Annotated in this window: 3 protein-coding genes; 1 reads left to right on the top strand and 2 read right to left on the bottom strand. The window is 62.4% G+C overall.

The features are described 5' to 3' along the window. The coding region (locus tag ACM6JM_RS12615) for an Ig-like domain-containing protein (protein ID WP_414882001.1) at window positions 1–5,434 on the top strand (5,434 nt) is incomplete at its 5' end. Between the two features lie 234 nt (window positions 5,435–5,668). Here the strand turns inward: ACM6JM_RS12615 and ACM6JM_RS12610 are convergent. Next, on the bottom strand, window positions 5,669–6,046 hold the full coding sequence (locus tag ACM6JM_RS12610) for a DUF6124 family protein (RefSeq protein ID WP_039772519.1): 378 nt from the start codon (window positions 6,044–6,046) through the stop codon (window positions 5,669–5,671). Window positions 6,047–6,491: 445 nt separating this feature from the next. Next, on the bottom strand, window positions 6,492–6,856 hold a 365-nt coding region (locus tag ACM6JM_RS12605), incomplete at its 5' end, for a hypothetical protein (protein WP_414882000.1).

Here is a 6,856-nt window from a genome sequence, read left to right as displayed (position 1 = left end):
TGACCTGCCAAAAGGCGTGGACGACAGCAACGCCGGCACCGCTTCGGAAACCAATCTCACACTGACTGGCAACGTCCTGACCAACGACGTGCAAGGCGCCGACGTGGTGGCGACCGGCCCGAATGCCGGCCCGATCACCCCCGGCACCTTCACTGGCACTTACGGCACCCTGGTGCTCAATGCCAACGGCACCTACACCTACACGCTGAACACCAACGATGCAGACTTCAAGAATCTGCACGGCGGTGGCAACGGCACCGAAACCTTCACCTACACCATCACCGATGCCGATGGCGATACCAGCACCGCCAACCTGGTGCTGAACATCCACAACAACGACGATCAGGTGTACCTCAACGGCCTCGACGTCAACGGTGGCGAGCTGACTGTCTACGAGAAAAACCTCAGCGACGGCACCAGCCCCAACACCCCGGCGCTGACCCAGAGCGGCACCTTCACCGTTACCGCTCTCGACGGTCTGCAAACCCTGACCGTGGGCGGCATCGCCGTGATGACCAACGGCGTGGCCGCCGGCTTCCCGCAATCGACCGTCACCCCGCTGGGCAGCACGCTGACCATCACCGGCTACAACCCGGCCACTGGCGTTGTCAGCTACAGCTACACCCTGGTGGATAACGAAACCCATCCGACCGCCAACGGCGCCAACAGCATCACCGAGAACTTCAACGTGGTGGCGACGGACACCGACGGCAGCACCGCCACCGGGCAAATCAACGTCAACATCATCGACGACCTGCCGACCGCCAAACCCGACGCGACGTCGGTGCAGGAGGGCGGCACCGTCAGCGGCAACGTGCTGGACAACGACATCGGCGGCGCCGACGGCCCGGCAGCCAGTGGCGCGGTAGTGGGCGTGCGCGCCGGCTCCGACACCTCGACCTCTGCCATCGGCGGCCTCAACAGCAACATCAACGGCACCTACGGCTACCTGACCCTCGACGCCAACGGCAACGCGGTCTATCACAGCAACCCGAATGCCGTCAGCGGCCCCGGCGCGGTGGATGTGTTCACCTACACCGTGCGCGATTCCGACGGTGACGAAAGCACCACCACCATTACCATCGACGTCTACAACAGCAAACTGTGCGCGGTCAGCGACACCGACGTCACCGTCTACGAAAAAGCCCTCGATCTGACCAAGGACGGGCAAGACCTGGCTCCTGGCACGGTCACCGGCAGCGATCCGACCAGCACCGGGGAAACCGCGTCCGGCACGCTGGTCGGCTCGGTCACCGGCGCGGTCGGTGCGATCAGCTATGCGCTGGTCGGCAGCGCCACCGGCAACTACGGGCAGATCGTGCTCAACCCCAACGGCACGTACACCTACACCCTGACCTCACCGGCCAGCACCACCCCGCACGCCGACGACGGCGCCAACACCCTGACCGAAACCTTCACCTACCAGGCCACCGATTCGCTGGGCAACGTCGTCACCAGCACCCTCGTGGTCAACATCGTCGATGACGTGCCGAAGGCGATCAACGACAGCAACGCCAGCACCGCATCGGAAACCCAGTTGACCCTCAACGGCAACGTGCTGACCAACGACGTGCAGGGCGCCGACGTGGTGGCAACCGGTCCGAATGCCGGCCCGATCACCCCCGGCACCTTCACCGGCACTTACGGCACCCTGGTGCTGAATGCCAACGGCACGTACACCTACACGCTGAACACCAACGATGCGGATTTCAAAAACCTGCACGGCGGTGGCAACGGCACCGAGACCTTCACCTACACGCTGACCGATGCCGACGGCGACACCAGCACCGCCAACCTGGTGCTGAACATTCACAACAACGACGATCCGGTGGTCCTCAACGGTCTCGACGTGTATGGCGGCGAGCTGACCGTTTACGAGAAAAACCTCAGCGACGGCACCAGTCCCGACACCCCGGCGCTGACCCAGAGCGGCACCTTCACCGTCACCGCCCTCGACGGTCTGCAAACCCTGACCGTGGGCGGCATCGCCGTGATGACCAACGGCGTGGCGGCCGGCTTCCCGCAATCGACCGTCACCCCGCTGGGCAGCACGCTGACCATCACCGGTTACAACCCGACCACCGGCGTGGTGAGTTACAGCTACACCCTGGTGGATAACGAAACCCACCCGAACGCCAACGGCGCCAACAGCATCACCGAGAACTTCAACGTGGTGGCGACCGACACCGACGGCAGCACGGCGACCGGGCAGATCAACGTCAACATCATCGACGACCTGCCGACTGCCAAACCCGACACCGGCTCGGTGGCGGAGGGCGGCACGGTCAATATCAGCGTGCTGGGCAATGACATCAGCGGCGCAGATGGCGCGGCGATCGTGGTCGGCGTGCGCGCCGGCGGCAACACCGCGACCTCGGCCATCGGCGGCCTCAACAGCAACATCAACGGCAACTACGGTTACCTGACCCTCGATGCGGCCGGCAATGCGGTCTATCACAGCAACCCGAACTCGGTGAGCCCGCCGGGCGCCACCGACACCTTCACCTACACCATCCGCGACAGTGACGGCGACGAAAGCACCACCACCATCACCGTCAACGTCGCCGACAGCAAACTCGTGGCCTCGACCGATCAGGACGTGACCGTCTACGAAAAAGCCCTCGACCTGACCAAGGACGGGCAAGACCTGGCCCCCGGCACGGTCACCGGCAGCGACCCGGGCAACACCGGCGAAACCGCGACCGGCACGCTGGTCGGTTCGGTCAGCGGCGGCAGCGGGGCGATCACTTACACCCTGGTCGGCAGCGCCACCGGCACATACGGGCAGATCCAGCTCAACGCCGACGGCACCTACACCTACACCCTGACCTCGGCGCCGAAAACCACGCCGAACGCCAACGACGGGCCGAACACCCTGAGCGAAAGCTTCACCTACAAAGCCACCGATGCGCTGGGCAACAGCACCACCAGCACCATCGTGGTCAACATCGTCGACGACGTGCCAAAAGCGGTGGCGTCGGATCGTTCGGTGGCGGCGGTGGAGATCGACTCCAACATCCTCATCGTCCTCGACATCTCCGGCAGCATGGCCGATGCCTCCGGCGTGCCGGGCCTGTCGCGGCTGGAACTGGCCAAGCAGGCGATCAGCGCCTTGCTCGACAAGTACGACGATCTGGGCGATGTGAAAGTGCAGCTCGTCACCTTCAGCAGCAACGCCACCGACCGCACTTCGGTGTGGGTCGATGTCGCGACGGCCAAGACCCTTCTGGCCGGCCTCAGCGCGGGCGGCGGCACCAACTACGATGCGGCCGTGGCGACCATGTACAACGCGTTCAACACCTCGGGCAAACTCACCGGGGCGCAAAACGTCGGCTACTTCTTCTCCGACGGCAAACCCAACGAGGGTGACATCGGCACCGCCGACGAAGCGACGCTCAAGGCGTTCCTCGATGCCAACAACATCAAGAACTACGCGATCGGCCTGGGCAGCGGCGTGAGCAACGCCAACCTCGATCCGCTGGCGTATGACGGCATCACGCACACCAACACCAACGCGGTGGTGGTCACCGACCTCAACCAGCTCAACTCGGTGCTGTCCGGCACCGTCGAAGGGGCGCCGGTCACCGGTTCGTTGATCGGCGAGGGCGGCACGTTCGGCGCCGATGGCGGGTTCATCAAATCCATCGTGGTCGACGGCACCACTTACACCTATGACCCGAAAGCCAACGGCGGCCAGGGTTCGCTGACCGCCAGCGGTGGCGCCAACCACGGCACGTTCAACACGGTGAACAACACCCTGAGCATCGCCACCAACAACAGCGGCACCCTGGTGGTCAACCTCGACACCGGCGACTACAGCTACACCTCGCAAAAAACCACCGCCGTGGTGATCACCGAGAACATTGGCTTTACCCTCAGCGACAACGATGGCGACCTCGCCAGTTCGACCCTTACCGTGAAAGTGATCCCCAACGCGCCTCCGGTGGCGGCGGACGACCACGTCATCACCAACGTGCTGTCGGGCAACATCGTGTTGCCGGGCGAGCTGTTGCTGGCCAACGACACCGACCCCAACGGCGACACCCTCAACGCCACGCCAACCTCGTTCAACACCGGCTGGATCTCCAGATCGGCAGACTTCACCGGCAGCGGGGCGATCAGCTTCACCGGCACCAACGCCAACACCGCCGCCAACCAGAACCTGGCCAACGTGCGTAACTCGTTCAGCGCCAACGCCGCGACCATGACCGCCGTGCTGGTGGTCAGCGGTTACCTCGGTGCGGTGACCAACACCAACGCCAACGATGAAGACCGCATCACCGTCAACCTGCGCCAGGGTGAAACCCTCAACCTTGACCACAACCTGGCGGCCGGTCACATCACCATGGAGTACTCGATCAACGGCGGCGCGTACATCGCCCTCGCGGACGGCCAGACCCTGACAGCGACGTCCGACGGCGTCTACCAGATCCACATCACCAACATCAGCAACACCACGGGCAACAACGTCAACGCGGCGGAAAACTATCAGCTGACCATGACCCTCAACTACGCCGGGGCCCACGACATCACCCCGGACTACCACGGCACCTACACCGCCAACGACAACCACGGCGGCAGCGACACGGCGAACGTGACCATCAGCTATCAGGACGGCCACACCCTCACCGGCACCTCGGGCGATGACGTACTGGTGGCGGGCACCGGCGACAACATCATCAACGCCGGCGACGGCAACGATGTACTGACCGCAGGTTCCGGCAACAACGAACTGCACGGCGGCGCCGGCAACGACTTGCTCTACAGCGGCCCGGGCAACGACCTGCTCGACGGCGGAACCGGCATCGACACCGCCAGCTACGCCCATGCGACCGCCGGGGTGACGGTCAACCTCGGCCTGCTCGGTACGCAAAACACCATTGGCGCCGGCACAGACACCCTGACCGGCATCGAAAACCTCGTCGGCTCGAACTTCAATGACACCCTCACCGGCGACAACAATAACAACGTGATCAACGGCGGCCTGGGCAACGACATCCTCAACGGCGGCGGGGGCGATGACCTGCTGATCGGCGGGATGGGCAACAACACCCTCACCGGCGGGCCGGGCGCTGACACCTTCCAGTGGCTCAAGGGCAACAGCGGTCACGACCTCGTCACTGACTTCACCCCCGGCACCGACAAGCTCGACCTGTCGCAACTGCTGCAAGGTGAAAACGGCACCTCGGCGTCACTGGATGACTACCTGCACTTCACCGTCACCGGCAGCGGCGCCTCGCTCATGACCAGCATCGACGTCAGCGCCATGGCCGGCGCCACGCCGAACCAGACCATCGACCTGGCCGGCGTCAACCTGGCCAGCCACTACGGCGTGACACCGGGGGCGGGGGGCTTGATCGCCAGCGGGCACGACACGGCGACGATCATCAACGGCATGCTCAATGATCATTCGTTGAAGGTGGATACGGTTTGATCTGAACGCTGAAACGACAAAACCCGCCGCCCCGATCAAACGGGACGGCGGGTTTTTTTGCGCGTCGATCGCCCCCACCTCGAAACACTTGATCGTTCCCACGTCGAGGCGTCGAACCGTCCGCGTGGGAATGCCTCAATGGACGCTCTGCGTCCGCTCTTTGGGACGCGGAGCGTCCCGGGCTGCATTCCCACGCAGAGCGTGGGAACGATCAGGCGGCGGGTTTTTCTTTGCTCAGGCTACAGCGGACGCCTCAGCCTTCAACTCCAGATTATCCAGCACCCGATTCACCGCCAGTTCCCCCAGCATGATCAACTGCGCAATCCCCAAAAGCACATGCCGCTGCGAGCCGTCCACCAGCCCGGCGAAGTCATTGGCCATGACCTTGGCCGAGGTCAGGGTTTCGCAGGCGTCGGCCAGCAGTTCTTCGCTGTCGATGCCGGGGGCGATGAGGTAGCGGGTGTTGGGTTTGAGCAGCGGTTTTCGGGGGAGGAGGGGATTGAGGTAATGATCGAGGGCGCGCTCGGCGGCTTCGTGGAATTTCTTGGAGTCGAGGGTTTCGTAGGGGGAAGTCGAATCGACTTCGGGCGGGTTTGGCGTTGGTTTGATCATGGTAAAGCTCCTTGAGAAATGGAGCCGTCAACCATCGCTGCTAAACGAGGAGGTGGCGGCTGTACGCGGGTTAGCAGACCAGGCTCAAGGATCCCGGCGCACCGAAGTGCCCCACGCAAAGCCGCCATAACGTAATAGCGAGACCCGCGTGCCCTGAGAATTGCCGAGCTGCTAAACCCGATCACTGAAAAGTCAGCGACCGCCAAACAATAGAACCCGCCCCCAAGGCGCACAAGCCGGCGGATTCTGGCGGATGCGTAGGCAATGGCGCAAGGTTGCGTGGCTTTGCGGACATAACCTTCAACACTATTCAACAAGTGCCTTGGCTTGACCCGAAACGACAAAAGCCGCCCTCCCGGTTGAAGGGAGGGCGGCTTTTCAGGGGGACAGGAAAATAAATGCGTCCCCATTTCTATCCCTTTTCCCTTTACTTTTACTCTTTGTTCTAAATCCAGTAGATAACAAACTCTCCACCATAAACAAACTCTGGAGCAGGGCCATCGTCACTAAATTTGTCCGAGGTATCAGCCCAGTAGTACAAAGGATTGCCATTGCTCGGGACGCCCCTACTGTGAGGACTAGCCGGAGGATCCCCCAAGTTCCGATCTGTAATCGCAATATCAGTATTGTTGCTACCATCGGGAAACCATGAACTCCATATCCGAGAATATTTATGACTAGTAGGAACGTCCTTTAAATAAAAAGTAATAGTTGTAGTTGACGAAATCCTGGCACCTGAACTTAACAACTGCCCGTTGGGATTTCGGTTGCCTAAACGGACTTCTAGGAATGCTGCTTTAATGACCACAC

It is taken from the genome of Pseudomonas sp. IT-P2 (assembly GCF_949767575.1).
Lineage (GTDB): Bacteria > Pseudomonadota > Gammaproteobacteria > Pseudomonadales > Pseudomonadaceae > Aquipseudomonas > Aquipseudomonas pharyngis.
The sequence above is the reverse complement of the archived record's forward strand: the minus strand, read 5'-3'. Positions and strand labels throughout refer to the sequence as shown.